The sequence below is a fragment of the Hymenobacter montanus genome, from assembly GCF_014699115.1.
GTDB classification, from domain to species: Bacteria; Bacteroidota; Bacteroidia; order Cytophagales; family Hymenobacteraceae; genus Hymenobacter; species Hymenobacter montanus.
Map to the genome: position 1 here is coordinate 1 of NZ_JACXAD010000039.1, position 26,121 is coordinate 26,121.

A 26,121-nucleotide genomic window follows, 5' to 3' on the forward strand; every position below is an offset into this window, starting at 1 on the left:
TGGGTCACCGAAGCCGACGCGAAAAACTGGTTTGACCATTGTGGCTACCACGTACACTAACTTGAGAAGTGCTCTAGGAACGGCTGTGTGAGCGCGGCGGAAGATTAAGGTTGATAAATAACTGCGGAACCTGCTCAACAGAGTAGTCTCGGTGCGCGCCCCCAACTACCTTTACTAACTGCTGTCTGCCACACTCTTTGCATGAAAGTTTATCAATTATTCTTTGGCCTAAGTATGGTCGCCCTGCTGGCCGCCTGCGCCCGACGACCCACGAGGCTGGAGATTTACGACGTGGTCATCAACCACGTGACGGTGGTAGACGTGGTGACGGGCCAACTACAAGCCAACCAAGTGGTGGCCATCTCGCGGGGAAAGATCATAACCATTGAGCCGGCTGATAAGGGCAGCTACGCCGCCAGGCAGTACGTTAACGGCAACGGCCGCTACCTCATTCCGGGCCTGTGGGATATGCACGTGCACTTTCGGGGCGGCGACAGCCTGATTGCCGCCAACAAAAAGACCTTGGCGCTTTTCCTGGCCCACGGCATCACCACGGTGCGCGACGCCGGGGGCGACATGACGCCCAGCGTGCTGCAGTGGCGCCAGGACATGGACGCGGGCAAGCTGCCCGGCCCGCGCATCTTCACCTCAGGGCCCAAGATTGATGGCCCGCAGGCTTACTGGCCCGGCTCGCTCGGCGTGGAAACGCCCGCTCAAATCCACCAGGCCCTCGATTCGCTGCAACGGCTGCGGGTGGACTACGTTAAAATCGACGACAGCACGATTTCCGGCCCGGCCTACCTCGAAACCATCCGGCAAGCCCAGCGGCGGGGCCTGAAAACCACCGGCCAACTGCCCGGCTCCGTAACGTTGGGCCAGGCCGTGAAGCGCGGCCTCGACGCCACGGAGCACCTTTATTACGTTTTCAAGGCTTGCTCCGGCAAGGAGGATAGTCTCACCACCTTGGCGGGCAATAGCCTGAACCCGCCGGGCGCGTTGGGGCTGTTTGCCGGGCTGCCGGCTGCGTACGACACCTACAGCCCGGTAGCAGCTGCGGACATCTTCCGGTTAATGGCCAAGCACCACACCGCCGTCGTGCCCACGCTCTACAGTCAAAGAAGCCTGGCTGAGCCGTCCAGAAACGACCACCGCCATGACACGCTACGAGCCTATCTCGACCCAGGGATTCAGGCCACGTATGCGCGGCGGTCGGCCAAGGCCCGCCAGCAGTCGCCCTCGGCCCGGGCTTTCAGTCAGAAGCTGAATACCAAGCTTACAAGTCTGGTGCCGCTGATGCAGCAGGCGGGAGTCACCATCCTGGCGGGCTCCGACAGTGGGCCCTTCAACTCGTTCGTTTACCCGGGCCACTCCCTGCAGGAGGAGCTGACCCTGCTGGTGCAAGCCGGCCTCACGCCCCTCCAGGCGTTGCAAGCCGCAACGATTAATGGGGCTAAATTTATGGGGGCGGCGGGCCGCTCCGGCACCATCGCCTTGGGCAAGGACGCCGATTTGGTACTGCTAACCGGCAATCCGCTCCAAAACATCGGCAACATCAGGAAAATCGATGCCGTGATTTCGCGGGGCAGGGCCTATCCCGCCGCCGCGTTGGCCAACCTGCTGCGGAACGTCAAAAACCAATAGGGCGCCTGTTGCACTTCGTACAATAAGCTACCGGCTAAAACCCAATGCCGACCCGCAGCCCGGTGCCCAGTCGCTCGCCGCTTTGCAGCGCGGTGTAGAAATCAACGCGCAGCACTTTGATGATGTGCTCGATTCCTACTCCTACTTCCACGTAGTGCCCCGCCTGCGTGGTGGTGAGGTAGTTCAACGACACTACTTCCTGCCATTTCAACTGGCGTACCAAGGGAATATAATTGAGAAAGAACCCGTTGAAATGATGGTCGTAGTGGGCTTCCAGGTAGGTGTTGTTGGTACTGAAGCGGTAGTAGTCCAGCAGTTGAAAACTGCTGAAGTTGCCGGCCAGGATGGTTTGGTTGCCCGAGAAGTGCCGGTAGTCGGCGAAGGTCAGCCCCTCCTGCTTGCCCACGAAGCCGCCCACGTTCACGCGTAAGCTACTGGTCCCTAGTAGTCCCAATGACAGGTTGTCGCGCACGCCGGCTTGCAACAGCAGGTAGCGCACCTCGGCTCCGAGCACCCGCGGTACGGCCAGGCGCCCCTGCACGTTGAAGGTGGGCCATTTCGAGCCCAGGTTGAACTTGCCATCGGGCCGGCTGATGTAGCGTTGGCCGGGCCGGTAATCCACCGATAGTGATAGGGCGAGGAGGCGGCTGCGGCCAAAGCCGGTATCGGGCAGCTCTTCGCTCACGGGCCGGTTAGGCGTAAAGGCCCGCCCAGGCACGTCGCGCAGCAGGCGGTCGGTGGTATTGAACAGCTCGCGGCGGTCGAAGTAGCCGGCGCCGGCCCGTAGGTTCAGGCCATTCAGGGGCTCGGTGAAGTAAGTAAACTCGGCGCCGTCGCGACGGTAGAGCTTGGCGTAGTTGCGGTTGTCGAACAGCGTGTAAATGGTATTGATGGCCGGCGTGAGCTGGGAGTTGCGGTCGAAGTTCTCAATGGTCCGGCCCGCCACCACCCCGATATGCTTGAGTTTGGCCGGGTGCAGTTGCCAGTTGGCGGTCAGGCTGGGGTTCAGCTGCTCGCTGCTAAAGCCGTAGCGCAGCGTGGGCGTCAGGGTGACGAAGCGCCGGTCGTCGGTGCGCTGGCTGAAGATGGCTTGGGCGTTAAGCACCGCCCCTTCCACGGTGTTGTACTGAAAGATCTGAGCCACCGGCTGCACCGTGACCGATTGTTTTTTGAAGGTATTGACGTAGGTGTAGCCTCCCAGCACCAGGTTGATGGGCTCGAACTTGTTGCGGACTTTATCGAGCGAGTCCTGATAGGGCCGCGAGTTGCGGATAACCTCCGTGCTGTCCTTGACGTGGTAATCCTTCCGTTCTTCCGCGGTGAGCGGCACGGGGCGCACCTGGTCCCAATACGCCGAGTCGCGCTCGTTTACGCCTTTCTCCACCAGCTGCACTTCGCCGCGCGGCATCCGGGCAAAGGGGTCATTTTTCAACGAGTCGCGCTGGGCGCGCTTCACCTGCCTGCGCACCTGCCGGCTGAGGCCGCTCAGGTCGGGCTTGCGCTTCCGGATTTGGGCCGCGGTCTCCTGCTCCATCGGGGCGGCTTTGCCCTCGGGCGCGGCAGGCGGCGGGGTTGTGGCGGCGGGCGGCGTAGGATAGGTCGGTATCACGTTGGCATAGTTCGACAGCACGGCGGTGATGTAGCCGGAGCCCTTAAAGCCCAGCCCCGACAGGTTGGCGCGCACCTGCTGCGACTGAATAAGCCAGACGTTGGGGTTGCCGGGCGCGGGCGCGTACTGCTGGGCCACGTGCAGCTCGTCGACGTAATCAATCTGGGCGTCTTTGTCGAGATTTAGATCCACGGAATGAATCCGCCAGGAGCCGTCGACAATGTAGATGAAGCCCGAAAAAACGGGGTCGGTGCGCCGCCGCGGAATCACCCGGATTTTGTGCACTACCACCCCATTTTGCGGGGTGCTACCCACCAGCTCGTACTTGTAGAACAGCATGGCATTACTGGCGATGGGCGACACGAAGCCCCGCTCGGAAAAAGCCGGCTTGATCAGGTTCTCGTAGAAACCCAGGTTGCGCCCCGCGCTGGCCCGGTTGAAGCTCAGGCCCCGCGAGTCGCCACTCACCCGGCTCGAAATCATGCGCTCCTTGATGACGTTGGGCTGGGTGAAGCTGAAGTCGGAAAGGCTTTCGGACAAGTAAAAGATGCCTTTCTTGATGTCGGGGCCGAGCTTAAACAAGCCCATAATTTTGGCTGGGGTCTCGTTGATGCGCCCCAGGCTTTTGATGTAGATGCGCGCCCGGTAGGCGGCAACTTCGCGCCGGTAATAGGCCCGCCACTGCTGCGCCTGCTGAATAATGGCGTAGGCTGGGTCACGGTCGCTGGACTTCACCACCACTTCGCCCAAATTGTAGGCTTCGGGCTGCAGTGTGACGTTGACCGTCAGTACCGAGTCGCCCCCGAGCACGCGCACGGGCTGGACTTGCGGCCGGTAGCCCACGTACTGGAATACCAGCTCGTACTGCCCGGCGGGCAGCCGCAGCTGGTACTCACCCTGTTCGTTGGAACCGGTACTCGTGGCCGAGCCGCGCACGGCCACATTGGCAAAAGCCAACCCTTGCTTATTGGCCCCAGTCACCGTACCCCTGATTACCCCAGCCTGACTAAAGCGTGGTAAACCAATTATAAGTAAAGCGAAAACAAGTGAACGGAACGTAAGCACTGGCATACCAAAATCAGAAAACAGCGATAGAAAAGGCTCGCCTAAGTTACGGCCCGGTTCCACCTGATGCCATTTGAAGTAGAAGCGTTGCCTGGGGGTTTATGTTGCTGCTACGGCCCCCGCAACCCACCGGCTTCGCTAAGCCTCAACCCGTTTTTTCAACACCGACACTGCCTTAGCTACTCCAATAGGACTTATATAAACCACTGGCTATTAATAATTACATTAGTTTCGCGGTCGCAGGAGCGCCTTTTCCTCGGCTAGTGTCGCGGCGGCTAGTATACCAGGCGTTCAGGCCCACTCCCAGCAGCACCAGCGCCATACCGACGCAGGTGGCGGGCCCGAAGCTTTCGGCGAAGAATAAGTATCCCAGCCCGAGGGCGTAAAGCATGCCCAGATAATTGAGCGGCGCCACCCGGCTGAGGCGTTCCAGCTGGTAAGCGCGGGTCATGGCCACCTGCGCGGCCTGGGTGAGCGCGCCGCACGCCAACAGCCAGAGCCAGTCGGCTCCCTGCGGCGTCTGCCAGTGTAGCAGGCAGCCTACGGTGGCCAGGGGCAGCGAAATCAACGGAAGGTAAAAGACGATGACCATCGGGTGCTCGCGACCTCGCAACTGACGAATGGCATTATAGCCCAGCCCCGAAAGCAGCGCTCCCAACACGCCAATGGCCAGGAATACGCGGCCGGTGCCAACGGGCCCGGTCGGGTCGACCACCGCCACTGCGGGTCCGCTTTGCTGCACCAGTACCACGCCCCCAAAGCTCAGCGCAAAGAACACCCATTGCCAGGGGCGCACCGCTTCGCCGACCATCCAAATACCCAGCACCGCCGTAAAAATCGGGGCCAGGTACTGCACGGTGACGGCCGTGGCCAGCGGCAAGTGCTGCAGGGTCAGGAAGTAGCACATGAGCGCCAAGGCCCCCGTACTGCCCCGGCTGATAAGCAGAAGGTAGTTGTTACCGAACGGGGCCACACCCAGGCGCCGCAAGGCCGCGAAGCTGGCCGCAATGGAGAAGAGCGACCGGAACAGAATAACTTCCAGGGCGGGCAGGTGGTGCAGGTGTTTTACGCAGGCATTCATGCCCGCAATTGATAAGGTGCTCAGCAGCATCAGCCGGATGCCGGGGGTTATCTCATTCAGCATTCAATAGGTAGCGGCTAACGACAGGCTCCGGCTGGTTTATATTGCGGGTGGGCACTCGAATAAGAAACGAACTTCGACCCGCAATGTTAGTAAGAGGCACACGATGGCAGCTGAACGGCTGCTGGCTGCTGATTGATATTCGCTCCATGTTTAAAAGCCCCGACAAAACGCCCAAGCAGTACACGCCCGGCGAAGCCCTGCAGAAGATTGCCGCTTTCTGCGCCTACCAGGAGCGCACCCAAAAAGAAGTCGAGCAGAAGCTCCGCACCTACGGGTTGAATGAGGACGAAGCCGGCGAAATCATCATTCGCCTCAGCCGCGAAAAGCTGCTTGATGAGGAGCGCTTCGCCCAAGCATTCGTGCGCGGACACTACCGCCACAAGAAGTGGGGCCGCCGCCGCATTATGCAGGAGCTCAAGCAGAAAGGGCTTAGCGAGTACTGCATCAAGTCGGGGATGAGAGAGATTGACGGCGAAGAGTACTACCAGAACCTGGTCGACCTCCTGGAAAAGAAAGACCGCCAGGAAAAAGAGCCGAACCCGCGGGCGCGCCGGATGAAAATAGCGCAGTACCTGACCAGTAAGGGCTACGAGCAGGACCTAATAAAAATCGCGCTGGACGATTTAGGCAAGGTTCCGGAAGAAGAGTAAGTGGCGCGGAGGCTTCGCGCCGCGTTCCCGCGCCGGTAAGCAAATCGGGGTGGTGGTTGCGACAGCACAGGAGGGTCATGGTTTTACGAAACGTCGTCAAGGCCGCTTCCCACCCGCACGGTGGCGCTTTGGCTCACGCCTTACTGCTTAGGCCCGACCGCGGGCAGCCGCAGTTGCTGCCCCAGCACCACGCGCCGCCCCGTGAGCGTGCGCAGCATGGGCAGCAGTAGCTGCTCGGCATTGCGCTGGGTTTCGGCTAGTATGCCGGCCTGCAGGGCGGCGTTGCGCACCTGAGCCTCGGCGTATTTGTAGCCTTCGTCCACCAGTTCGGCATCCTGAAAAAAGCCGTTTTCGGTGCTAAAAACGCGGCTTTGGTTGTGGTTAATCTGGAAGCTGCACAGCTCGGGGGCCGGCAGCGCCACGCGCACCACCGAGTCGCCCTCTACTACGATGTCCTGGGGCTTCAGCTTGCGCAAGTCGATGCAGCCCACCGCCTCGCCCCCCACCACCAGGGCTACCTTCGACTCCGGCAAAAACCGATAGGTGCGGCGCTTGTACTCCACCACATCTTTGAAGCGGTAGCGCACCAGCTCCAGGCGGCCCAGGGCTTCTACCTGCTTCAGCACGGTATTGTGCGTCACGGTTACCTGCGGCGTAGCCTCGCCCAGCGAGCCGAGCCCCCCGAGTACCGGCCCCACTTTGCGCCACAGAAACCAGCCCAGGCCCACCAGGAACAACAGCGGCAGCAGCCGACGGATAACGCGGATTAGGTTCATAGCGGGTAAAGTACGGGCGCCGGGCCTCAGCGTTCGGCTCAGCCACCCCTTAGCTTTGCGGCCATGCGCTTATTCCCCGTCTTTTATTCGCTCGGCCGGCGCCTGTGGCCCCACCACCCCGCGCTGCTGGCGGGCCTCTGGGTGCTGGTGCAAGTAGTGTTTCTGCGGCAGTTTCGGGGGCCTCACTTCGCCAACGACAGCGCCCGCTACCTTGAGTATGCCACCGCCATCGCCGAGCGCGGCTACTTCGAGCCGGGGCACAACCTGCGCTACGTGCTATATCCCCTGTTTCAGAGCATCTGGCTGGGGCTGGGTTGGGGCTGGTGGGGCATCATCGGGGGGCAGCTGGCGGTTTCGGCGTTGGCTACACGGTCGGTATACCAGGGTACGCGCCGGCTGGCCGGGGGCAGCCAGCTGGCCGCGGCCCTGACGGCCTTTCTCTTTATCGCCTGGCCCGACATCCAGCGGTTCAATGTGTTTCTACTCACTGAATCCTTATTTACTAGCTTAGTAGCCTTATCGTACGGAGCCTTCAGCCGGATGCGCGACGGCCGGCCCAGGGACTGGCTCTGGCTGGTTTTGGTGCTGTTGCTGACGGCTTTGGCCCGGCCCAACGGCTTTCTGGTGGGGCTGGCCGCGGGGCTGGCCGGGCTCGACGCGTTGCGGCGGCAGCCCAACCGCCGACCGTGGCGGGCGGCGCTGTTGCTGGTAGCCCTGCTCTCCCCGCTGCTGTGGCGGGGGCTCAATCACCAACTGGCTACCTACCATTTGATCGATACCTACCAGCGGGGCGAGCTCATCTTTCGCTATCAGCTCTGGGCCGTGCACCAGGCCCAGCCGCTAAGCCTGCCGCCGCCCGGCACCGGCCCGGTGATGCGGGTACTGTACTTTGCCGTCCATAACCCCACGTATTTCGGGCGACTGCTCCTGGGTAAGCTGTTCGTTTTCGTTAGCTATCTCAAGCCCCATTATTCCCTGGCCCACCGCGTAACGGGCGTGCTGGTGCTTTGGCCAGCCTACTGGCTGGCAGCTCTGGCGGCCCGAAAACGAAAAATCTGGCGCCCGGCCCGGGTGTTTTTAAGCGCGGTCTTCATCCTTCAAACCATCATCGTCATGCTCACGGTCGACGACTGGGACGTGCGCTTTTTAGCACCGGTACTGCTGGTGGTATTCGCCCTGGCCACATTGGAAGTAACCACCCGCTGGCTCACTGCTACAAGCTCACCCCGCCGTTCAGGCCTTCTCATAGTGGCCAGGGGCTAAACTTACGCTAAGCCGCTCATGGTTGAGCCCAGAAAATATATAACTTGCTTGTGCAATAGCGCCCATACATTTTAATAAAGAGCCCAATGCTGAATTCTAAATGGGTAGACAACTTGCTCCTTTCTGTAAAAAAAGGAGCACTTTTAAAACACAAAAACGAAGTCAGCGCGGGGCATGAATTCATCGAATTATCAAATTCGATTATCCGGTATAAAATTGTTGGTTCGGGTGCAAAAACGATTGCGTTTGTGCCGGACCCGCCTAATGTAATTGAGCACTACGAAGTGCTGGCAGATTTACTGAAAGACGAATACAAGGTCGTGCTTTTTGAGCTACCCGGCCTGGGATTCTCATTACCCACAAAGCTAAACTTCGACTATAGTCTTGTTAGCTATGCAGACATTGCGGCTGAGCTACTCCAAAAATTGAATTTAGGCCCTACTATATTGGCATTTCCGTGTGTGTGGGGGTATGTAGCAGTAAAAGTTGCAGAAAAGCATCCCGCCTTGGTGGAGGGCATCATTACTATGCAAGCTCCTGCCTGGGAACATGAATTGGCCTGGGCCAAAAAAATTGACACTTATAACCTAGTCAATAAACCTCTGGTAGGCCAGCTGGTCATGTTTCTCGCAGATAAGTGGGTAGCGCGGAAATGGTATGACTACGCGCTTCCTAAGCACAAGTATGACGCGAAGTTCTATCAATTGAGTGCGAAGAAACTCCGCCAGGGAGGCTGTTTTTGCCTGGCTTCTTTAACGCAGGGGCTTTTCCACCAAAAAACTCAGCCCACTTTTATCAAAGTAGACGCCCCGGCTATTACCATCTGGGGTGACCTGGATAGGTCACACAAGAGAAGTGACCCGAATTCGTCAACAAGCTTCTTTTCAAACGCTCAGGTCCACCACTTCGAGGGCTGTGGGCACTTCCCGGAACTTGAAAGCCCAAAAGAATTCGTGCAAGTGCTGAAGAAGTGGCAGGCTGCGCAAGCTTGAGACTAAGTCATGCCCCCAATAGTGGCCTGTGTTAAAAGGTTGGTCCAAAAGGTAAACGGACGGGTTAGTAGTCTGCTCTCCGTTGAAGACCAGCAGCATCTCGGTGAAAACTTCCAGGTCGGCGAAGTGGTGGAACGAGGATTCGCTAATGCCGACCGGTTTGGCCAGCACTTCGATTTTTGAGTTATCGGGGCTGCTAGCAGCAAACAGCGCGTAGCCCGTTTGCCGCTAGATGGCGGTAGAGTCTTTTTCATGCGTTGAGGTGCATTGCCTCGTTTTGACCGGGCCCCTCTCTAGTTGTTACGCTGCCCCCACGCCCGCCGCCAGCCCGGCCAGCGCTACGTCGGCCACCTGTCGTAGGGCACCAGCGTCGGCGTTCATTTTGCCCATCACCTTGAGGCCATTGAGGGTGGTGAATACAAAGGCGGCCAGCGCGGCCGGCGGGTGCCGGCGGGTGATGTTGCCCTCGGCCTGCCCGCGGGCCAGCACCGCCGCCAGCTGCGCTTCTATGGCCCGCTGATTGGCCACCACTTCCTGGGCCACCTCGTCATCGTGCGGAGCCACTTCCACGGCCGAGTTGACCATGAAGCAGCCGCGCTGGCGCTGGGCACCCGTCGATTCGTCCACCGTAGTGGCCAGCAGCTCGCCCACCAGCGCCAGCGCCGGGCGCGGCTGCGCCAAGAACTGGCACACGATCCCGCCCGCCTCCTCGCGGTAGCGGCGCAGGGCGCGTAGGTAAAGGCGGCGCTTGTCGCCAAAGGTGTCGTAAAGGCTGAAGCGGTTGATGCCCATGCCCTGCACCAGCTCTTCCATCGATGTGGCCTCGTAGCCCCGTCGCCAAAACAAGTCCAGGGCTTGGCCGAGCACGGCGCTTTCGTCAAATTTTCGGGGTCGGGCCATAAGGGAAGGCGTAAATGGTCGGGTGAAACTACGAAAACGGGTGCGCTTCAGGCCGCAAGGCAACGACACAAATGCCGATTTTGAAACAGTTGACAGTAGGGATGAGCACAAAATTATTTTAACTAAACGATTATTCCGAAAGTATCTCTACCTTTGTTTCGGAACGAACGTTCAGAAAACTTAAACAATTCCCTTTTATGAAACGGTTAGAAACCAAAGTAGCTCTTATTACGGGCGGCAACAGCGGCATCGGCTACGCGACTGCGCAGGAGTTCATTGCCCAAGGGGCGCGCGTCATTTTCACCGGCCGCGACGCGGCCGCGGTGGCAGTGGCCGCCCACGCCCTGGGCGAGCAGGCCCACGGCCTGGTGTCGGACGCGGGCGTGATGGACGACCTGCGCCGGCTCCCCGCGCAGGTGCAGCCGCTGGCTGATAAGCTGGACATCCTGTTCGTCAACGCGGGCGTGGCGTTTTTCAGTCCCGTGAGCGGGGCCGACGAAACCCACTTCGACGACATCATGCGCATCAACTTCAAGGGGGCGTACTTTACGGTGCAGCAGTTGCTGCCGCTGCTGCGCGAGGGGGCGTCCATCATCTTCAATACCTCCGTCAACGCCTCGGTGGGCATGCCTAACTCGGGGGTGTACGCCGCCAGCAAGGCGGCGGTGCTGGCCCTGGGCCGGGTGCTGGCCACGGAGCTGGCCCCGCAGGGCATCCGGGTGAACTGCATCAGCCCCGGCCCGGTCGAGACACCCGTGTACGGCAAGCTCGGCCTGCCGCAGGAGCAGCTCGACGGCTTTGCGCAGGTGCTCAGCCAGAAGGTGCTGCTCAAGCGCTTCGGGCAGCCAGGCGAAATCGCCAAAACGGCGGTGTTCCTGGCGTCGGATGAGGCCTCTTTCATCACCGGCACGGAACTTACCGTAGACGGCGGCATAGCCGTGAATGCGGTGCTGAACTAAGCCCCTCCCGAAAATAACAAGGCCGGTTTGCGTGGTGCAAACCGGCCTTGTCAGGGGTAGCGCGGTGCTTATCCAGCACTCCCAAACCGTTGCCGCCAGCCTGCCTAGGCTTGTAAGCCGCCGGTGTGAATAGCCACCACCGTGCTACCTCGCCGGAAATAGCCGCGCCCAATCAAGTCCAACACGCCAAAAAACAGCTTGCCGGTATAAATTGGATCCAGCAGCACCCCATGCCGCTCCCGGAACTGCTGAATGAAGGTCAGCAACTCGGCCGAATGCTTCGCGTAGCCGCCGAAATGGTAGTCGGTCTGGACGGAGTAGTTAGTAAAAGTCTGATCTACTGCCACCTCGGTCAGCGCGTCGATTTCGGCGCGCAGGAAGCCGCCGTTCTTAAGGGCCACAACTCCCACAACGTGGCGCTGGCCCGCCAGCCCCGTAAGCAGCCCCGCCAGCGTGCCGCCGGTGCCCACCGCCACGGCGAGGGCATCGAACTCCGTGCGCTGGCCGATTTCGGCGACCAGTTCCGCGCAGCCGGGCAAAGCTAGGGCGTTGGTACCTCCCTCGGGCACCACGTAAGCGGGCCCGAGATGCGCTAGCTGCTCGGCGATAAATGCCGGCTCGGAGCGCCGACGGTAGGCGGTGCGGTCCAAGTAGTGCAGCGCCATGCCATCGGCCACCGCCTGGGCCAGCGTGGGGTTGAGCACCGACAAACCCCGGCCCTCGGCCGGAGCATCGCCCCGAATCAGCCCGATGGTGTCGAAGCCATACAAACGGCCCGCGGCTGCCACGGCAGCTACGTGGTTGGAGTAGGCCCCGCCAAAAGTGAGCAGCGTGCGCTGGCCTTGTTGCCGGGCAGCAGCCAGGTTGTATTTGAGCTTGCGCGCCTTGTTGCCCGGCAGGTCGGGGTTGATCAGGTCGTCGCGCCACAGCAGCAGGCGCACGCCCTGAGCATGAGCTACGGGCTCGTTGATTTCCTGCAAAAGCTCGTTCACAACTCATTAGGCTAAAGGGTACCGGAGCCGACTCATCGCCGGGGACCTGCCCCGAAGCTAGGCGACCAGCGTAGCGGCCCCCGTAGCGTCGGCCACCCGCTGGCGCCGTACGGCGTACACGCCGGCGCCCACCATCACCAGCAGTAGGGCCAGGCTGGCGGCCAGCGAAACACCGTTGCCCACGACGTACGACTTGGGCGCGAACTTAAACTCGATGGTGTGCGAACCGGCCGGCACCGGCAGGGCCCGCAGCACGTAGTCGGCCCGCAGGTGGGGCACCGGCTTGCCGTCGATATACGCCTGCCAGCCCTCGGCGTAGTAGATTTCTGAGAAGACGACCAGCCCGTCGTGGGGCGCGTTGTAGCGGTACTTGAGTTCGTCGGGGCTGTAGTTGGTCAGGGCAATGCTGGCCCCGGCAGCCTCGTAGGTCGCCGCTTTTTGCTGCGGAAACTTACTCACATCCACCACCGCTTCGGTGGCGGGGTTGAGGGTGTTGAGGGCCGCCATTTCCTCGTCGGGGCTCTTTACCGTTTTCACCTGGCTCACGAACCAGGCGTTGCCCAGCGCGCCGGGGTTGCGCTGCACTGGCTGCTTGGCATCGCCCGTAATGAGATAGCGGGTGTTCAGCATGTTGAGCACCTGCTGATTGTTATTCGAAATCTGACGCTCAATCAGGTCCTGGTAGCGGCGCAGCTTGGCTCCGTGGTAGCCGCCGATGCTCTTGTGGAAGTACGACGTCTGCGCCTCGTTGAAGGGGTTTTGCATGTTCAGCACGCGATAGCTCAGGTCCTTATCCCGTAAAATCAATTCGTCGGCCGGAGTGGGCTGGAAGCTGGCCGCGATGGTTCCGGACTGGAACTTATCCGTGCCGAGGTAGCGCTTGTCCACGCCCCACAAGTCAACCAGCACCAGCAGCACCATGATGCCGGCGGCTGGCGCCATGCTTAGCCGGCCCTTGAGGTGGAAGTACAGCACGCCCAGCGCCGCCCCAATGAACAGCAGCCCCCGCCACACGTCGTTGCGCAGCAAATCGGCGCGGTCGGCCCGCAGGGCCCCGAGCAGCTGCGGCGTGAAGCCTTGCTTGGTCAGCTCCCCATCGATGGGCGCCGCGAAGTCGAAGCTGAAGCTGGCCAGGTAGGCCAGCACGCACAGGCCCGCGGCAATGGCCCCGGCGTACAGCACCTTTTGAATTAAAAATGAAGAATTAAAAATTAAAGCTTGCTTCTGGTCGTTGAGCTGTCCAGCCACAAGTGAGGCATTTTTAATTTTTAATTCTTCATTTTTAATTCCTCCTCCCAACACCCGGCTCAGGGCCAGCGCTCCCAGAATGGGCATGGCCAGCTGCGCGATAACCAGGGCCATGCTCACCGCCCGGAACTTGTTGTAGCCCGGCAGCCAATCAAAAATCAAGTAGTTAAAGGTCTCGAAGTTCTTACCCCAGGCCAGCAGAACCGACAGAACAGTGCCGGCTAGCAGCCAGTAGCGGATTCGCCTGTCCACCACGAAAAGCCCGAGAATGAACAGGAAGCAGACCACGGCACCCATGTAAACCGGCCCGGCCGTGTAAATCTGCTGGCCCCAGTAAGTTGGCATCGCGGCCAGGTACTCGGCGGGCAAGCCGGCCTTGGCGAGGTTGGAGTCGGAACCCAGCGGCATGGAGCTGGCCCCCCCGTAGAAGTTGGGAATTAACAGCGTAATGGTCTCCCCCACCCCGTAGCTGTATTGGAAAGCATAGTCGCGGTTCACGCCCGTGCTGGTGTCGTCGGGGTCGGTGGCGGGCGCCTGGCCGGGCACGGTGGGCGGCGGGGCCTTCAGCTCGGAACGGCCGCGGTTGCTGTATTTGCTGTATTCCAGCGTAGTGTAGAGGCGACCGAAGCTGACGCCCACCGCCAGCGCCGCCCCCAGCCCCAGCAGCGCGGTGCGCTTAAGAAACTCGGGCAGGCCGCCGGCGCGAGCCGCCGCCACCAGCTCGATAATCCCCAGGATAGCAACCAGCAGCAACAAGTAATAGGTTATCTGCAGGTGGTTGGCCCGCATGTTGAGGGTAAAGCCCACGGCAAACAGGGCCGCCCCCAGCCACTTGTCGCGGCGGTAGGCGACGAGCAGGCCACCCAGTACCAGCGGGGCGTAGGCCAGCGCCAAGCTCTTGGTGTTGTGGCCCGCGGCCAGAATAGCCAGGTTGTAGCTCGAAAAGCCCAGGGCTACGGCGCCAGCCACGGCCACCAGCGGCCGGATGCCCAGCACCACCAGCAGCAGGTAGCCGCACAGCAGGGCCAGAAACAGGTTGGCTACTACCGCCGGCAGCCCCAGGGTTAAAGCCTTTTGCAGATACCCCGACCAGTCGCCCGGAAAGTGCAGGCTGATCAGGTAAGTGGGCATGCCCGAGAACATGGAATTTGTCCACAGCGCTTCGCGGCCCATAACTTTGGCGTATTCCTGCGCCTCATGAGCCCCACCCTGGAACTGGGTAATGTCGTGCTGAATCAGGCTCTTGCCCTCAAACACAATGGGTGAGAAGTACACGCAGGCCAACACCACGAAGAACAGCACCGCCAGCACGTGCGGCAGAGCCCGCTGCCACCACGGCGCGGACGAAACAGAAGAAGCAGAAGGAGCAGCAGCCATCAGGGCAAAATGAAAAGGACACAAAAACGTGCCCGAAGGTACAGTAGAACCATGCGAAGGGCCCACTGGCACCGCCGCCACCCAGTGGCCCACCGCCCACTCAGCCACCCAGGCCTCGTCGCTCGGCTTGCGCCGCCTGGCGGCTTGAGGCCGCCCAAGATCATTTTACTTCCTCAAAATCAACGTACTCCCCACCCTTGAAGCCCGGCGGCTTTTCACCCTTCGGAGTTATCGGGGGCACGTAGTCGACGCGCACTTCGCCGGGGGCCGGGGGCGGACCGGGCCGCGACTGGGGCGGCACTCCGAAGCCGCCATTGCGCATCTGCTTGCGCACAAAGCCGGTCAGCACCACTCGCAGCACAATGGGCAGCACGTAGCGCACGGCAAAAAAGAGGAGAATAAGGATTAGCCAGAAACGCATAAGTGCTTCAAACGTGAGTGCCGCCGCAAGGTACAATTCCAACCGGTCGTCGGAACCACAATGGGTCGGCCCCGCAACACATTCGAGCCCGTATTTGGTGCCGGCCCGATAGCTGGGCTCTTTGGCTGGCCGCTTTTGCCTAGATCAGGCTATGGCAATAGCTGCCCTGGCTTAGGTAGCAGGATTCAGCCTCCGTTAAACGCCATCCCGTTACTACCCCAACGCCGCGTCAGCGTCCACGCCAGGCCCGCGCTACCAGACCGGCCACCAGCCCACCCACGGTGTACCAGGCAACGGTCATCAGGCGGGTTTGGGGCGTGCGGTTGCTGGGGGCTTCGCCCAAGCCGAGCGGGCCGGGCAGCACCACGCCCCCTACCCCCGCCGCCAACCCCAGCAGCAGGCCGCAGCGCACAGCGTGCCGCCCGCTCCCTACGAAGCTATAGTAGAGCGTATTGGACATAACATCGGCGGCCATGGTCAGGCCAAACAGCGTGTCGCTATCGGGCGGGGGCGCCCCGGCGTTGCTCAGCAGTTTGCGCAGGCCGCGCATGCCCAGCACGTCCATGCGCGGGGCGTCGACGGGGCGCTGGTGCCGGGCAGCCTCGTGTAGGATAGTTAGGGCCACGGCGCCGGCCAGGCCGGCAGATAGGGAAGGCAGGAGTTTCATAGAGGAACAGATTAGCTGCCATTCATAACGCCGGCCCCGCGGTGGGGTTGTCAAACTTTTCCGCCGTAGGGGTTGCGCGGCTTCTGGCGCAGCGCCTATCTTTGCAATCCCTTCTAAAATTGTTAGTCGGGAAACAAGCCTCTTTAGCTCAGTTGGTAGAGCAGCTCATTCGTAATGAGCAGGTCGTTGGTTCGAGTCCAATAAGAGGCTCCTCTCTCCCTTACCGGAACGCCCGGAAAACCGCTTCTCGCACCGCGAAAGCCGTTTTCCGGGTTTTTTGCGTCTGGGGGAATCGGTACTCCTGGGCGCGAATCTTTCACTTTACGGCGGGACACACGCCCCCCGTAACGCCCCCTCCCCGGTATGGTAACTCAATCCGTTCTTTGCACCAATAAAAAAGACAAGGCCGGGGGTGCCCTTTTAATCGACCGGGATTACGCCAGTTGATTTGTTCCAACGCAGATAGTGTCGTGCAAATCAGCCAGCTGCTTGGCTTCGGCGCAGGTTTGGCCGCTGCCGTACTCGCCCACCCACTCGCACACCGAATAGCCGTGGCTGTGGGCAGTGTATTGCTGTTCCCAGTCCAGGTGCTGCCGGGCTTGTTCGGGCGTGTCGTAGGGGAAACGGTGGGGTGGTCGATGGAATCGAACGCGCCAGGGCTTGGGCTCCAGGCGGGCGCGGTAGCAGCCCTGGGCCAGGCACAGGCGCACGTACGTGCTGTCGGCCCGCATAGCGGCAAATACTTCTTGCGCCTCTGGGCTAGCTGGCGTTAGCAGTAGATGCGTCACGAACAGCCGAAACCCGAGACGCGTACGGTACACCCGAAAATTCCAGCTCGGATACAACTGTAGCCAAGCCGCCAGCCGTAAATCGAGTTGCTCCCGCGGGACTAACGGCGGCGCAGGTGGGGGTGGGTTGAACAGCCGCTTGAAGAAGCCGATGAGGCTGAACGGTGTGGGGTCGGGTAAAGGCCGGATCAGATCCTGATCGTCCACGTCGATAAACATCACCTGAGCCGAGTTCAGCACCCGGCTGCCGTAGTGGTTGCGCGTGATGGCCGCTATCAGCTCCCCTTGGCTATTCATCACGCGTTGCTGGAGTTGCTCCCGCAACGGCCGCGAACCAACAGGATACTCCTGCGGCCAGCTTTTTTCGGCCTCCAGCCAGGCATGCCGGCGCTGGAGGAGTTCGGCGGCCCGGGCTTGAGCATCAGCGAGGCTGATGTCGCTGCCGGCGTAGGCAACGAGGTCAGCCTGCCCATTGGCAACGGTGCCAGCAGTCTGCCCATTTGTTGCTGGGTGATGCTGCGTTGCTCGGGCCCAGAATGTGTATACCTGCATAGACAAGGAGAAGGGAGATACCAGCCAAATGTAAGTGTAGTTGGCTCTATTGGTCTGCTTATCTGTTCAAATTCCAACGTGTTAGATTACGGTGGCGTGCAATTCGGAGGAGCTATGGTGCTGGTGGTTGGCCGCCTCTGCTGCGCTCGCCGCTGTTGCAGCATCGTTGGGCGGTGGCCCTGGTAAATAGTTAGAAGCTCATCGTGCCGTAGCCTTTACGCTGCCAGGCCAGACTATTAGGAGGTGACCCAGCGGTGACTCTACAGTGGGTACTAGTGGCTGCTCTATAAACTGCTGTAGCGTAGCCTGCTGCTAGGCATACTCACGAAGCAACTTGCTGTACTTTTTGCGCCCCCTCTCCATTTGTCCCGGTGTCAGTTCTGAGTACCTACACCTGCGGCTATCGTCCTTTGGTGCCTTCTTTTGCATGGCGATGAGCACCACACTATGAGCGCCCAGCACGTCGGCGTAAAGATTGCTCCCAGGTCGCGCAACTGGTGGTTTTGAAGTCTGCCCTATTAGGGTGCGGCGCTTCTTCGGGCTATCAATATGGCAACAGGCCGAGGAGCACTAGCAAAATGGCTACAAAACCCGCCACCTACGCTTTCCGCAGCCTCGACGGCTACGCCACCATAGCAAAGACCTCGGGCCCTTGACGGCCAGATGCGGGTGTAATATGAGCAGATTTAGCGACTGAGAAGCTTTTTGTCATCGAGCTGCTGGTCATCAACGAGTACCGGTAACTGTAGCCCCTTTCGGGTAATCGTCTTTAGGAAAATTTATCTCCCACCTTGTTAGGTGAAGCTTTACCAGGTGCTCATTGCCTTCAGAAAATAATTAAAGGGCCGGCTATACCGATACACGCCCTTCTGAGCAGTTGCCTAGCACAACTGCGCAGTTGCCAACCTGCATTCGGGTCGATATTAAGCGAAAAAAGGCCCGCATCGGCGGGCCTTTTGGTGATGTACTAAGTACCCTATCCGGCTACTCCGGCACTTTACTTCACGTTCAGCAGGATGCCCAGGTAAGCAACTCGCCCAATCTGGGGGCCGGCAATAATTTGGACATTGTTGCCATTGAACATATTGGACACCCCGGCCTGAAACGTGGTGGATAGGTTTGGGACTGCGTAGCCCAGATACACATCAGTAGTGCTGTACGTGCTAACCCGGCCGATATCGAAGGGCATTTCCTGCTCATGGCCTTCTACCCAGCGGTAGTTAACCGAGTAGGTGAGGTTGCGCAACACGGTGCCGTTGGCCAGAAGATTGAACTTGTGCTTGGGCGTGTTGAAGTAGGTGATGAAGCCCTTGGGCAAGCTACTCTTATTGAGCACGTTGAGGGAGTAGTTGCCGCCGATGTTCACCGCCTTGCTCATGTAGTAGGTGAGACCGATTGTAGCGCCCTGGGTATGTACCTCCTGGCTGTTGTTGGTGGCCGTATAAATAAAACGGGCGGGTGAGACACTGGGGTCGGTAAATCCGGACAGGTACCCATCAACCACCTGCTGATAGGTGGGCCGGGTGCCGTCGACGTTGCCGATGAAAGAGATGCCTCCAATGAAATCGTCGTAACGACTGCTGAAGTAGCTGGCATCAACGTACACATCCGAGCTGATGGCGCCCTTGTAACCAATTTCAAAAGTACCGACGCGCTCAAGCCTCAGCTTTTCAATCGTCACTTCGAACCCCTCCAGCGGCGCGCCCAGCGTATAGTACTCACCATCCTTGTTGATCTGACCGTACCCCTTGAAGCCATTGCCCACGTTACCGAGCAGAATGCCGCTGGCCGCGTCGGCGTGTAGGTACTGGTCGAGTTGAGTGGGACTGCGGAAAGCCTTGCTGTAGCTAGCCCGGAAGTTGTGCTGCATGTTCTTACCCAGCGAATACACCACCGCGGCCCGGGGAGAGAATGAGGGCGAGAAGTTCATGAAGTTGTCGAGGCGGCCCGCTAATGACAGCTTCAGGTGGTCGTCGACCAGGGTTCGGGTCAGCTGGCCATAGCCTCCGTACTCGTAGTTTACGATGCGCTGGTCATCGGTGTCGGCGAATAGTTTGCCGCCCGAGCCCAGGCGAAACTGACGGTAAGCGCCGCCCACGGTCAGGTTGGTACTGCCCTGGCCGAGCTTGAAGCTATGCTGAGCGCTGACGTCGTTCAGAAAAGAGTTGAAGTTTAGCCGCGCGCCCTGGCTCAATTTGTCGTTGTTAATGCCCTGGTTGCGCAAGGTCGTAAACTGGGAATCAGTCGGTTTCAGCTGGGTGCTGTTGGCTGCAGCCTGCGCGGCGGCCTGCGCGCTGGCCATGCTCAGCGGGCCACCGGGGCGCCGAGGATCCCGAGCAGCGGTGTACGCTTGGTTATACGTAAAGAAGTACTGCTGGGCATACGACAGATTGCCGCCACCCGGCGAATTAGCAATGGCATAGCCGAGCTGGTCCATCTCGTAGCTGTTGCCGGAGAAGTCCTCGGTGGAATAAATACGGATGAAGCTATTTGTACTTTTCAGCTCGGCCCGGTATTGGTTGGTGCCGAATCCCTTCATCCGGAACCGGCTCAGGTTCTGGTAGGTCGACGTACCTACGCCGCGCTTGGCTTCGACGGTTAGCTTCAGGTCGTTATTCACCAGGTACGATACCGCGCCCTGCACGCGGTAGGAACGCGTTTGCTCGTCGTCGGCAATCAGCTCCTGCTCCGTATAGCCCGGGGTATACACGGTTTGGCCGTACAGCTCCGGGTTTACCGTGTAGCCCGGATCCTGGAAGGGTGAGTAGGTATTAGGAAGCTCACCGTAACGGTTCACGGCATCGTAGCCCAGCGGGGATCCCAAGGGGTTGATTGAGTACGATACGGGCTCGTAGTTTTTGGCAATCCAGTCTTTGGCCTTAAAGGCGCTGGCATTGAGCTTGAAGGCAAAACGCTCGTTCAGCTTCTTGGCGTAGCGCACCTGGCCGTCGAGCAGATTGCGCTCGCCGCCGCGCAGGCGCACGCTCAACCCTTCGTACACAAATGGGTCTTTGGTATTGAAAAGCACTACGCCGCTCAATGCGTTGGAACCGTAGAGGGCCGAAGCGGGCCCGTGGATGATTTCAATGCTTTCCATATCCAGCTCCGGGATGCCGACCAGGTTGCCGGGGCTTAGGTTGAGCGACGGCAGAGCGGTGTCCATGTAGTCGACCAGCTGAATTACCCGCTCCGACTTAGCGGTGTTAAAGCCGCGGGTGCTGATGCTGGTGAACAGCATCGAGGCCGAGTTTACGTCCACGCCGGGCAGCGTCCCCAGGCCAGCCAATATCTCGGGCGTGCTAATGCGCTCAAGCTGCCGGCCCGATACCTTGTCGACGGTAACCGGGGCCCGGAGAATGTTTTCTTCTACCCGTGAGGCCGATACTACGGTCTCGCTCAGTAGCGCGGCGCTGGGCACCATCCGGATATCCAGGGCCAGATCAGGCTCAGAGAGTTTAATCACCTGCGTCTCGTAACCCAAATAGGAAACAACCAGCTCCACGGCCCCGGCCGCGAACGAGGCGTTTAGCGCGAATTGCCCCACCTGGTTGGTAGCCGTGCCGATGAAAGTGCCCTTAATAAAAATTGTGGCACCGGGCAACGATTCGCCAGCAATGGTTTGCACTACGCCGCGAATTGGGAATTCGCTCGGGTCGGTGGGCGGGGCCTTAAATCTGCGCTTACCCGCTATACGCTTGGCAGCAGTTCTTTTAGTAGCCGACTGTCGCGGATTACCCTCACGACTAGGTACTACAGCTGCCGTAACAGAAGAGGCCTGCAGTAGAGCAGCGGCGAGCAGCACTGAGTAGATATGGTGCATTTGAATAGTAGTAAATGAAATTATTATAATAAAGTCTAAAACTACCGGCCGAGGTTAATATTCCCTAGATTTTTTATGCAAACTGTTCTTAGTGCCTGTTAAAGCAGTAAAATAGCCCGATTAAATCTTTTTTATGACAAAAATCGAAGACTATATTGTTTTGTATTTTTGCAATTTAAATTATAATTGCTTGTGCCCCTACGCTCCGCATGCTAGCTCGCATTCAGCCGTATTAATAGGTTACCCGGAACCGCTGGCCTAATGATGGGGCGATTTTGAACTTAAACCATAGAGCTGCACCACTCCGAAAGGAGTCTCATCAGGCACCTGCTCAGAATGAGCATAGCCAAGCCCATCCGCAACCGTGGAGGGTTACGGCTTGACAACTCAGCACAGTCACGCTCAAAACGGCAGTAAAGCAGGCGTTGGAAAAGCAGGAAGGTGCTACTCCTAATTCAACTCCTGAAAACGAGCCTGTATACAAGGCTGATTTCCGAGCCACGTAAGCCGGGGGCCGGTATGAAGGCCCCGCCCTTGGCCTACGCTAAGCAATATCAACTGCCGCCACGGTGTTGAATGACGCCACAACTCTCACCACTTCTGCCAAAAACGCTGGCTCGGCTTCGATGTGATTGCCAACGACGACGACATCGGCCCCCGCGGCCAGGGCAGCGTACACTTTCTCGCCCGTGTTGAGCCCCCCACCCACGATGAGCGGCGTACTCACCGCTTCGCGCACTGCTTTAATCATGGCCCCGGACACGGGGTTTCGGGCCCCGCTGCCCCCGTCGAGGTACATCAGCTTCAGGCCCAGCTGCTCGCCGGCCAAGGCGGTGCACGCGGCAATGGTGGGCTTGTCGTGCGGCAGCGGGGCCGTGCCGCTCACGTACGAGGCCGTCGTTGGGTGGCCCGAATCGACGAGCATGTAGCCGGTGGAGAGCAGCTCCAGGCCGCTGGCTCGCAGGCGCGGGGCCGCGACTACGTGCTGACCAATCAGGAACTCGGGATTGCGACCCGAAATAAGCGACAGCAGCAGTAGCCCATCGGCCGGGCCGTCCAGGTGCAGGCTGTGGCTTGGAAACAGCAGCACCGGCACCGTGGAGTGCGCTTTAATCAACGCAATGAGGGCAGCCTGGTGCGAACTCAGCACCAAGCTGCCCCCCACGAAAAAGTAATCGACTGGATGAATTGCCGCCAGACTCAGCACGTGCAAGAGGCTGGTTTCGGTTATATTATCCGGGTCCAGTAGCACGGCCACCGCCTTGCGGCCGCGCTGCCGGCCCGTGCAAAGCGCATCATATAGAAGAGGAACGGGTGGACGCATCCGGGGAATCAGGAGAAGCGAGCGAAACAGCAGGAGTTCCCTCGGTTCGGACGGGTGCGTAGCCGGGGGAGCTCGCAAGGTCGACATTTTTGTCGGCTGGGAAAAGCTCACTCACCTTTTTCGTCACCATAGCCAGCACGACGGCGGCGGCCTGCGCCACCAGCATTTTGCCAGTATCCGACTTTAAAAAGGCCTGTAACGCTCTCCCAATCAGGTCGGAGCCGGACCAACGGCTTTCTATTCCATTGTCATCGTCGAAGGCGTGGGAGGTTGGCAGGCGCCGGCTATCGTCGTACGGTAAGTCCTGAAAAGGATCATCTTCGAAGTCTTCCGGGTCGTACGGTGATGGCTGCTGGCGCAAAGCACCGTGCAGATCAGCCCCGGGCTTAGCCGAATACGATGCCTGCACCCTGGCCGCGGGGGTGGTCGACCTCAAGTCGTCATCCTCATTGGGCGCCTGGTCGTAGTCCGCAAAGACCTGGGCCGATTCCGCGGCCGACTTCTGGTACCTCTTGCTTGGATATCGCTGGCCATTACCCGCCGTAAAATACTCCGCGCCAGCATCGTCGTAGCCGCCCTGCTCACCATCGCCGCCGCGCCCAAAGTCCTCATAACCAAAATCGCCGTCATGGCCTAAATCGGCGCCGTAAGCGGGGTCGTTGTACTGCCGAGCTTGGCGCTGGTGCTTCTTCCTGCTAAAGGCTTTGGTGATGAGCCAGATACCACCGACCAAGCCGGCCCCTACCGCCGCTACCCTGCCCACCTGCACCGATTTTTCCTTGAGGTTGTCGACGTCGCCGCGCAGGGCCCGCTCGTACTCCAGCTTTTTTCGTTCGAGAAATTCTTTTTCTTCGCTGAACAAAGGGTTGTGCAAGTCACTCATGGCAGGCTAAGCTTGGCGTTTGTCAGATTTATAGATAGTATCCTTGAGCATCTTGTTGGCAAGGCCCTGGAAGGCCGCCTTGTCGACCCCCACCAGCACCAGAATTAGCATGAGCAGGTAGATGCCGGCCACGATGCCGAACCCCAAAAAGGAGCTTTCGAGGGCCGAGTTGAGGGCTAGGCCGGCAAATATGCTCAGGAAGATGAGAAACAGCAGTCCCAAAAGCGCCAAGGTGACGCCATGAATGGTGCTGACGAAAATGGTCGAAACCTTTTGCTGAACTTCCAGCCGCACGAGGTCGATACGGGTGTCGAGGTAGCCGGTCAGATTGCCAATGAGGCTGTCGTTGCGAGGTGTTTTGGAGGTGTCGTCGTCGAAGGCCATACGGCGCGAAATTGGGGTGGCAGAAAAAAATAACCGCTTCATTACCGCAGAACTATGGAAAAGAAGCCGCGGACTGAGCCAGTTCTACGGAAAATTTTGGCGTGCGGCTGACTTTTGTGCGGTCCTTTGTGTTTGGTCCCCAGCGTGAGTCAAAATCATTATCAAGTCCTTGGAGTAGCTCCCACTGCCCCGGCCGCTGAAATCAAGCGGGCCTACCGGCAGTTAGTGGTCCGGTATCACCCCGACAAGCACGGCGGTGACGCCCGTTACGAAGACCAGTTTAAAGCCGTTGCCCTCGCCTACCACGTGCTCGGTGACCCGGGCCGCCGCGCCACCTACGATTTTCAACTGGCCCAGGCGGCCCGCCGCGCCGAGGAAGCGCAGCGCCAGCAGCAGTACCGGCCCGCCAGCCAGCACGTGTACGGCGTGCCCATGCCCCCGCCCGCCCCGCTACGCACGCGCCGGCCCGCGGGCAGTACCGAGCGGCATTATCAACGCATTCCGCGCCAGCCGGCCCGCTTCACTCGGCGCGACTGGACGCTGACCCTGCTGTTGGTGCTGGGCATTGTGCTGTTCGGGCTAGTGCTGAAGGTTACCATGGACCGCGTGACAGCCACCAGCAACTACGCCGAGGGCCTGCGCGCTTACGGGCAGGGCCAGCTGGCCTCCGCCTACAGCTTCATGGATGAGACCCTGCACTTCCGGCCCGACTACGCGCCGGCTTTGCGCCGCCGCGGCGAGTTGGAGCAGCTGCTAAACCACAACCCCCGGGCCGCTCAGGCCGACTTTGAGGCCGCCCTGCAGCACCCGCAATCCCGGCGGGTGGCGTCTGACATCCTCCTGCGCCTCGGGCGCTGCCAAAGTGAGTTGGGCCGCCCCGCGGCGGCAGAACTCAGCTACACCCGCGCCTTGGCGCTCGATAGTACCCTCAGCGCTGCCTACCTGGCCCGGGGCGAAGCCCGGCTGCTCGACCTACACCAGCCCGAACAGGCCCTGGTCGACCTCAGCTACGGCTTGGCCCAGCACCAGCGTGCCAAGGCGGGCGTCCCGTGGCACTACGTGCAGGTTCGGGGCTTGGTTCTCACGGCCCTGGGGCGCTACGACGAGGCCCGAGCCGAGTACTTCCAGGTGTTGCAAGCCCGTCCCCGCGACGGCCGCACCCACTTCCTGCTCGGCCGGCTAGCGGCTCAAACCGGCGACTCGGGCGCTAGCTGCGAGTTCTATCGCCGGGCCCTGCGACTGGGCTACGAGTTCGCTCGCACGGCCGAAGAGCGCTGTAACCCCGAGCGTTCACTTCCGTCAGATAGTCTGCCGAAGTAGCCTTTGAAGTTTTAGCCGGAGGGCAACCATTAGCTGAGGAAGTGCTTGCGCCTGCGCTGCTCAACTACCCCAAACGCAAGAAACCGCCGCTGGCCCAGAACCAGCGGCGGTTTCTTGCGTTCGGCACAAAGCTACTACTTGGGCAGCAGCACTTTATCGATAACGTGGATTACGCCGTTGCTCTGCATTACGTCGTAAGTCGAAATGCTGGCCGTATTGCCCGACTCGTCGGTCAGCACCACGTTGTGGGCGCCGTTCATGCTCGCTACCAGGGTGCCGCCGCTGACGGTTTTCAGCGAAGCCTTGCCCTTGCCGGCTTTAATGGCCGACATGAGTTTGTCGGCGGTCATGTTACCGGCTATTACGTGGTAGGTTAGAACTTTGGTCAGGGTAGCCTTATTTTCGGGCTTCAGCAGGGTTTCAACCGTACCGGCGGGCAGGTTTTCGAAGGCGTCGTTCACCGGAGCGAATACGGTGAAGGGGCCTTTGCCTTGCAGCGTTTCTACCAGGCCGGCCGCTTTCACGGCGGCCACTAACGTGGTGTGATCCTTCGAGTTCACGGCGTTGGCCACGATATTCTTGTTGGGGTACATGGCCTCACCGCCTACCATTACGGTGCCGGGGGTCATCATGGCCTGGGCCGAGACCGTGGTGGTGAGGGCAGCGCTCAAGAGGGTCGCGATGGCAAGCGAAAAAAGGGGCTTTTTCATTTTTATAAGTAAATGGTTAGATGTTGTAAATGGTACCCCACCTACGTTGCTGGTTTCGCGAGCGGATTGCCCCGAAAATAATTTTGTAAGCCCGGCCTTTAAATCGCATGATTCGAGCGTGTTCATCAGGCATACTGGTACGGGCTGAATCAAAACCCACAAGCCTGCTTCCAAACACGCCAAGCACCTCAAGACCTGTGGTACCTTACTCCGCAGAAATTTATCTGCCCGCAGAGGCCGCAACCCTACCATCTGTACTCGGAGCCAACGCATCTCAAGCTGAAGCTATCCAGTTAGCACCAGGCCAAAGGAAAACAAATAGCCAACCCAAGTTGCGGACTAGCCTGGTAGCGGTCGTACCCGGTAGGGCGGGAGGTTGGGAGAGCATGGTACCCCGGGCCAAACCAGAGCCAACAGCCGAAAGTGTCACCGCTACGCGGCTCTCACCCATCTAACCTCTTTAAGTACTACCAACCTCCCGCCCTACCGGGTACGACCGCTACGCGGCTCTCAATCACAGGGTCTCGTTGAAGTACTACTAACCTACCGCCGATATGAGGCTAGGCAGTGTCTGAAAAGTGCTGGAGCTTAACTTAGGGGATGGCAGCACGATACGAATTAACGGATGCGCAGTGG

The 26,121-nt window shown here is 59.8% G+C and carries 20 protein-coding genes and 1 tRNA gene; 7 read left to right on the forward strand and 14 right to left on the reverse strand.

Going from position 1 to position 26,121, the window contains the following annotated elements; genetic code table 11:
- The first annotated feature begins 201 nt into the window (after positions 1–201).
- Positions 202–1,641, forward strand: coding sequence for an amidohydrolase family protein (locus IC235_RS21330; RefSeq protein WP_191007244.1), 1,440 nt, complete (start codon positions 202–204; stop codon positions 1,639–1,641).
- Positions 1,642–1,675: 34 nt separating this feature from the next.
- Here the strand turns inward: IC235_RS21330 and IC235_RS21335 are convergent, their stop codons facing one another.
- A complete protein-coding gene (locus IC235_RS21335) occupies positions 1,676–4,321 on the reverse strand; it encodes a DUF5686 and carboxypeptidase regulatory-like domain-containing protein (RefSeq protein WP_223847470.1) in 2,646 nt (881 codons plus the stop codon).
- Positions 4,322–4,535: 214 nt separating this feature from the next.
- Complete coding sequence (locus IC235_RS21340; RefSeq protein WP_223847471.1) at positions 4,536–5,459, reverse strand: DMT family transporter; 924 nt, start codon at positions 5,457–5,459, stop codon at positions 4,536–4,538.
- 83 nt (positions 5,460–5,542) lie between these two features.
- Between IC235_RS21340 and IC235_RS21345 the strand changes: the two genes are divergently transcribed.
- Positions 5,543–6,109 carry a regulatory protein RecX gene (locus IC235_RS21345; RefSeq protein WP_317173632.1) on the forward strand — a complete coding sequence of 189 codons (567 nt, stop codon included), beginning with the start codon at positions 5,543–5,545 and terminating at the stop codon, positions 6,107–6,109.
- 140 nt (positions 6,110–6,249) lie between these two features.
- Here IC235_RS21345 and IC235_RS21350 read toward each other — a convergent pair whose 3' ends face one another.
- Positions 6,250–6,885: a DUF4230 domain-containing protein gene (locus IC235_RS21350; protein ID WP_191007246.1), complete on the reverse strand. Its 636-nt coding sequence runs from the start codon at positions 6,883–6,885 to the stop codon at positions 6,250–6,252.
- A gap of 63 nt (positions 6,886–6,948) precedes the next feature.
- On the opposite strand from IC235_RS21350, the gene IC235_RS21355 reads away from it, so the two are divergent.
- Both IC235_RS21355 and IC235_RS21360 read left to right on the forward strand, forming a co-directional pair.
- Complete coding sequence (locus IC235_RS21355; protein WP_191007247.1) at positions 6,949–8,148, forward strand: hypothetical protein; 1,200 nt, start codon at positions 6,949–6,951, stop codon at positions 8,146–8,148.
- Positions 8,149–8,234: 86 nt separating this feature from the next.
- Entirely contained in the window at positions 8,235–9,140 is a 906-nt protein-coding gene (locus IC235_RS21360; protein ID WP_191007248.1) for an alpha/beta fold hydrolase, read from the forward strand.
- Positions 9,141–9,440: 300 nt separating this feature from the next.
- Here IC235_RS21360 and IC235_RS21365 read toward each other — a convergent pair whose 3' ends face one another.
- Positions 9,441–10,040, reverse strand: a complete 600-nt coding sequence (locus IC235_RS21365; RefSeq protein WP_191007249.1) for a TetR/AcrR family transcriptional regulator — start codon at positions 10,038–10,040, stop codon at positions 9,441–9,443.
- 197 nt (positions 10,041–10,237) lie between these two features.
- On the opposite strand from IC235_RS21365, the gene IC235_RS21370 reads away from it, so the two are divergent.
- Positions 10,238–10,999: an SDR family oxidoreductase gene (locus tag IC235_RS21370; protein WP_191007250.1), complete on the forward strand. Its 762-nt coding sequence runs from the start codon at positions 10,238–10,240 to the stop codon at positions 10,997–10,999.
- A 104-nt stretch (positions 11,000–11,103) separates the two neighbouring features.
- Here IC235_RS21370 and IC235_RS21375 read toward each other — a convergent pair whose 3' ends face one another.
- From IC235_RS21375 to IC235_RS21390, 4 genes are all read right to left on the reverse strand, one after another.
- Positions 11,104–11,991, reverse strand: coding sequence for a 1-aminocyclopropane-1-carboxylate deaminase/D-cysteine desulfhydrase (locus tag IC235_RS21375; RefSeq protein WP_317173633.1), 888 nt, complete (start codon positions 11,989–11,991; stop codon positions 11,104–11,106).
- Between the two features lie 57 nt (positions 11,992–12,048).
- Positions 12,049–14,616 carry a YfhO family protein gene (locus IC235_RS21380; RefSeq protein WP_191007251.1) on the reverse strand — a complete coding sequence of 856 codons (2,568 nt, stop codon included), beginning with the start codon at positions 14,614–14,616 and terminating at the stop codon, positions 12,049–12,051.
- A 160-nt stretch (positions 14,617–14,776) separates the two neighbouring features.
- Positions 14,777–15,037 (reverse strand): DUF4834 domain-containing protein, encoded by a 261-nt coding sequence (locus IC235_RS21385; protein WP_191007252.1) that lies wholly within the window; start codon positions 15,035–15,037, stop codon positions 14,777–14,779.
- 229 nt (positions 15,038–15,266) lie between these two features.
- Positions 15,267–15,704, reverse strand: a complete 438-nt coding sequence (locus IC235_RS21390) for a hypothetical protein (protein WP_191007253.1) — start codon at positions 15,702–15,704, stop codon at positions 15,267–15,269.
- 137 nt (positions 15,705–15,841) lie between these two features.
- Between IC235_RS21390 and IC235_RS21395 the strand changes: the two genes are divergently transcribed.
- A tRNA-Thr gene (locus tag IC235_RS21395) sits at positions 15,842–15,914 on the forward strand.
- A gap of 224 nt (positions 15,915–16,138) precedes the next feature.
- On the opposite strand, the gene IC235_RS21400 is transcribed toward IC235_RS21395, so the two are convergent.
- From IC235_RS21400 to IC235_RS21420, 5 genes are all read right to left on the reverse strand, one after another.
- Positions 16,139–17,044, reverse strand: a complete 906-nt coding sequence (locus IC235_RS21400; RefSeq protein WP_191007254.1) for a hypothetical protein — start codon at positions 17,042–17,044, stop codon at positions 16,139–16,141.
- Between the two features lie 997 nt (positions 17,045–18,041).
- The gene (locus IC235_RS21405; RefSeq protein WP_191007255.1) at positions 18,042–20,669 is read right to left on the reverse strand and encodes a TonB-dependent receptor; all 2,628 of its coding nucleotides are present in this window, start codon (positions 20,667–20,669) and stop codon (positions 18,042–18,044) included.
- Between the two features lie 739 nt (positions 20,670–21,408).
- On the reverse strand, positions 21,409–22,188 hold the full coding sequence (locus IC235_RS21410; protein ID WP_191007256.1) for a geranylgeranylglyceryl/heptaprenylglyceryl phosphate synthase: 780 nt from the start codon (positions 22,186–22,188) through the stop codon (positions 21,409–21,411).
- Complete coding sequence (locus IC235_RS21415) at positions 22,160–23,071, reverse strand: hypothetical protein (protein WP_191007257.1); 912 nt, start codon at positions 23,069–23,071, stop codon at positions 22,160–22,162. Before IC235_RS21415 ends, IC235_RS21410 begins: the two co-directional genes overlap by 29 nt.
- 6 nt (positions 23,072–23,077) lie before the next feature.
- Positions 23,078–23,455 (reverse strand): phage holin family protein, encoded by a 378-nt coding sequence (locus tag IC235_RS21420; RefSeq protein ID WP_191007258.1) that lies wholly within the window; start codon positions 23,453–23,455, stop codon positions 23,078–23,080.
- A gap of 144 nt (positions 23,456–23,599) precedes the next feature.
- On the opposite strand from IC235_RS21420, the gene IC235_RS21425 reads away from it, so the two are divergent.
- On the forward strand, positions 23,600–24,775 hold the full coding sequence (locus tag IC235_RS21425; protein ID WP_191007259.1) for a DnaJ domain-containing protein: 1,176 nt from the start codon (positions 23,600–23,602) through the stop codon (positions 24,773–24,775).
- A gap of 134 nt (positions 24,776–24,909) precedes the next feature.
- Here the strand turns inward: IC235_RS21425 and IC235_RS21430 are convergent, their stop codons facing one another.
- Positions 24,910–25,485 (reverse strand): fasciclin domain-containing protein, encoded by a 576-nt coding sequence (locus IC235_RS21430; RefSeq protein WP_191007260.1) that lies wholly within the window; start codon positions 25,483–25,485, stop codon positions 24,910–24,912.
- Positions 25,486–26,121: the final 636 nt, after the last annotated feature.

Bases quoted from the DNA above. Each gene is read 5' to 3' on its own strand.
- IC235_RS21390 (WP_191007253.1), bottom strand. From the start codon at position 15,704: ATGAAACTCCTGCCTTCCCTATCTGCCGGCCTGGCCGGCGCCGTGGCC.
- IC235_RS21370 (WP_191007250.1), top strand. From the start codon at position 10,238: ATGAAACGGTTAGAAACCAAAGTAGCTCTTATTACGGGCGGCAACAGC.
- IC235_RS21400 (WP_191007254.1), bottom strand. From the start codon at position 17,044: ATGCAGGTATACACATTCTGGGCCCGAGCAACGCAGCATCACCCAGCA.
- IC235_RS21330 (WP_191007244.1), top strand. From the start codon at position 202: ATGAAAGTTTATCAATTATTCTTTGGCCTAAGTATGGTCGCCCTGCTG.
- IC235_RS21410 (WP_191007256.1), bottom strand. From the start codon at position 22,188: ATGCGTCCACCCGTTCCTCTTCTATATGATGCGCTTTGCACGGGCCGG.
- IC235_RS21380 (WP_191007251.1), bottom strand. From the start codon at position 14,616: ATGGCTGCTGCTCCTTCTGCTTCTTCTGTTTCGTCCGCGCCGTGGTGG.
- IC235_RS21335 (WP_223847470.1), bottom strand. From the start codon at position 4,321: ATGCCAGTGCTTACGTTCCGTTCACTTGTTTTCGCTTTACTTATAATT.
- IC235_RS21415 (WP_191007257.1), bottom strand. From the start codon at position 23,071: ATGAGTGACTTGCACAACCCTTTGTTCAGCGAAGAAAAAGAATTTCTC.
- IC235_RS21360 (WP_191007248.1), top strand. From the start codon at position 8,235: ATGCTGAATTCTAAATGGGTAGACAACTTGCTCCTTTCTGTAAAAAAA.
- IC235_RS21345 (WP_317173632.1), top strand. From the start codon at position 5,543: ATGTTAGTAAGAGGCACACGATGGCAGCTGAACGGCTGCTGGCTGCTG.
- IC235_RS21385 (WP_191007252.1), bottom strand. From the start codon at position 15,037: ATGCGTTTCTGGCTAATCCTTATTCTCCTCTTTTTTGCCGTGCGCTAC.
- IC235_RS21365 (WP_191007249.1), bottom strand. From the start codon at position 10,040: ATGGCCCGACCCCGAAAATTTGACGAAAGCGCCGTGCTCGGCCAAGCC.
- IC235_RS21430 (WP_191007260.1), bottom strand. From the start codon at position 25,485: ATGAAAAAGCCCCTTTTTTCGCTTGCCATCGCGACCCTCTTGAGCGCT.
- IC235_RS21420 (WP_191007258.1), bottom strand. From the start codon at position 23,455: ATGGCCTTCGACGACGACACCTCCAAAACACCTCGCAACGACAGCCTC.
- IC235_RS21350 (WP_191007246.1), bottom strand. From the start codon at position 6,885: ATGAACCTAATCCGCGTTATCCGTCGGCTGCTGCCGCTGTTGTTCCTG.
- IC235_RS21355 (WP_191007247.1), top strand. From the start codon at position 6,949: ATGCGCTTATTCCCCGTCTTTTATTCGCTCGGCCGGCGCCTGTGGCCC.
- IC235_RS21340 (WP_223847471.1), bottom strand. From the start codon at position 5,459: ATGCTGAATGAGATAACCCCCGGCATCCGGCTGATGCTGCTGAGCACC.